The 1,876-nt window shown below is 65.3% G+C and carries 2 protein-coding genes and 1 pseudogene; 2 read left to right on the top strand and 1 reads right to left on the bottom strand.

What is annotated here, in order from left to right:
* Together EOD07_RS32950 and EOD07_RS32945 are read left to right on the top strand one after the other, a co-directional pair.
* Positions 1–552 (top strand): SDR family NAD(P)-dependent oxidoreductase (locus EOD07_RS32950; RefSeq protein WP_127238206.1); only part of this gene is annotated, 552 nt, incomplete at its 5' end.
* A gap of 68 nt (positions 553–620) precedes the next feature.
* On the top strand, positions 621–1,610 hold the full coding sequence (locus tag EOD07_RS32945) for an alpha/beta fold hydrolase (protein WP_127238205.1): 990 nt from the start codon (positions 621–623) through the stop codon (positions 1,608–1,610).
* 54 nt (positions 1,611–1,664) lie between these two features.
* Here EOD07_RS32945 and EOD07_RS32940 read toward each other — a convergent pair.
* A pseudogene (locus EOD07_RS32940) lies at positions 1,665–1,876 on the bottom strand (hypothetical protein); the annotation flags it as partial.

Here is a 1,876-nt window from a genome sequence, read left to right as displayed (position 1 = left end):
GCCACCCCCGGCGAGAATCTGGTGGTGCGCGATTTCCATCGCTCCTTCGCCGTGAATTATTTCGGCATCGTCAACGGCGTGGTGCCTGTCGTCGAGCATATGCGCGTGCGTGGACGCGGCCATGTCGTTCTGGTCGGATCGGTGACCGCCTATTCCGGCTGGCCGACAACGGCGGCCTATGGCGGCACCAAGGCCGCGATCAACATCCTGGCGGAGTCGCTGAAATACGACCTCGACAAGATGAACATCCGTGTCCAGGTCATCAATCCGGGATTCGTCGACACGCCCTTGACCGAAAAGAACAAGCTGCCGATGCCGGGCCTCATGCCTGTGCACCGCGCGTCGCGCCGCATGGCGCGCGGCATCAGGAAGGGCGGCTTCGAGGTCACCTTCCCGTATCACATAAGCTGGCCGTTGAAGCTGCTCGGCCTGCTGCCGCGGCCGATCGGCCGCTTCGTCATCGGCCTGACCACCCACTGGTGGGGGCGGCCGTTGCATTTCGATCGCAGGCCGGCGGGCGAAAAAGATCCATCCCGCGACAAGGCACCATAAGCCGGCGAACGGCGATTGCCTGCCGGCGGGGACGGCCATAGGTTGAGAATCATTGCTTGGAGACTGGAATGGGGCGGCGGATCGTGCTGGCGGTGCTTGGCCTTGCAGTCATCCTGGTCGCCGGCTTCTTCCTTGGCCCGCGCGTGCCGGTCGATACCACAATCCGCTTCGATCCATCGGTGATCGGCGATGATCCGCAGGCCTATCTGGCGCGTGAGGAGGCTGCCGTGCCCAACATCCGCGACGGGCTCGACAAGGAGATCATCTGGGCGAACCCGATGGTCCACGCCAAGACGCCTTTGGCCATCGTCTACATCCATGGCTTTTCCGCTTCGAAGGGCGAGGTTCGCCCGCTGCCGGACGATGTCGCGGACGAATTGGACGCCAACCTTTTCTTCACGCGCCTGACCGGCCACGGCCAGGACGGCGCGGCGATGGCGCAAGGCAGCGTCAACGCGTGGATCAACGACTATGAGGAGGCCTTGGCCATCGGCCGGGCCATCGGCGACAAGGTGATCGTCATCGGGACCTCGACCGGCGGCTCGCTGGCGGCATGGGCCGCAACACAGCAGGGCGCTTCGGACGGTGTCGCGGCCATAGCGTTCATATCGCCGAATTTCGGCGTCAAGGCCTCCGGCGCCGAGGTGCTGACCATGCCCTGGGGCAGGCAGATCGCCGAGCTTGTCGGCGGTAAGGAGCGCAGCTTCCCGGCGCGCAACGCGCTGCACGAGAAATTCTGGACCACCAGATATCCCATGAAGGCGGTGCTGCCGATGGCGGCGCTGACCAACCTCGCCTATGGCGCGCCGGTCGAGAAGGCAACGATCCCTGCCCTGTTCATCTTCTCGGATTCCGACAAGGTGGTGCGGCCGGATCGCACGCGCGAGATCGCCGGACGCTGGGGCGCTCCGCACGAGCTGGTTCCGGTCGACGACACCGGAGATCCGGACAATCACGTCATCGCCGGCGATGCGCTGTCGCCTCAGACCACGGGTTTTCTCACCCAGCGCATCGTGGTGTGGGTGAAGGCGCTGATGCAGCAGCAAGCAGGCCAGTGAAATGAAAACGGCCGGAGCATTGGTCCGGCCGTTCCTCGATCGGATTTGATGAGCTCAAGCAGCCCGGTTCGCCGGACGTTTGCCGCCGAAGCGGCGCTTGTTGTTGCCCTTGAAGCGCTTGAAGCCGTCGGGCTTGCGCTGGCCATTCGGCTGGGCGGCCGCCGGGCGTTCGCCCTGCGGCTTCGGTCCGCGCTCGCCATCTGGCTTGCCGGCGAAGTGCTTCTTGCCGCCGCCATTGCCCGGACGGCGACCATCGCGACGGCCGC

The sequence above is a fragment of the Mesorhizobium sp. M2C.T.Ca.TU.002.02.1.1 genome (assembly GCF_003997225.1).
Note: the sequence above shows the minus strand (reverse complement) of the source record. Positions and strands in the feature narration are given on the sequence as shown.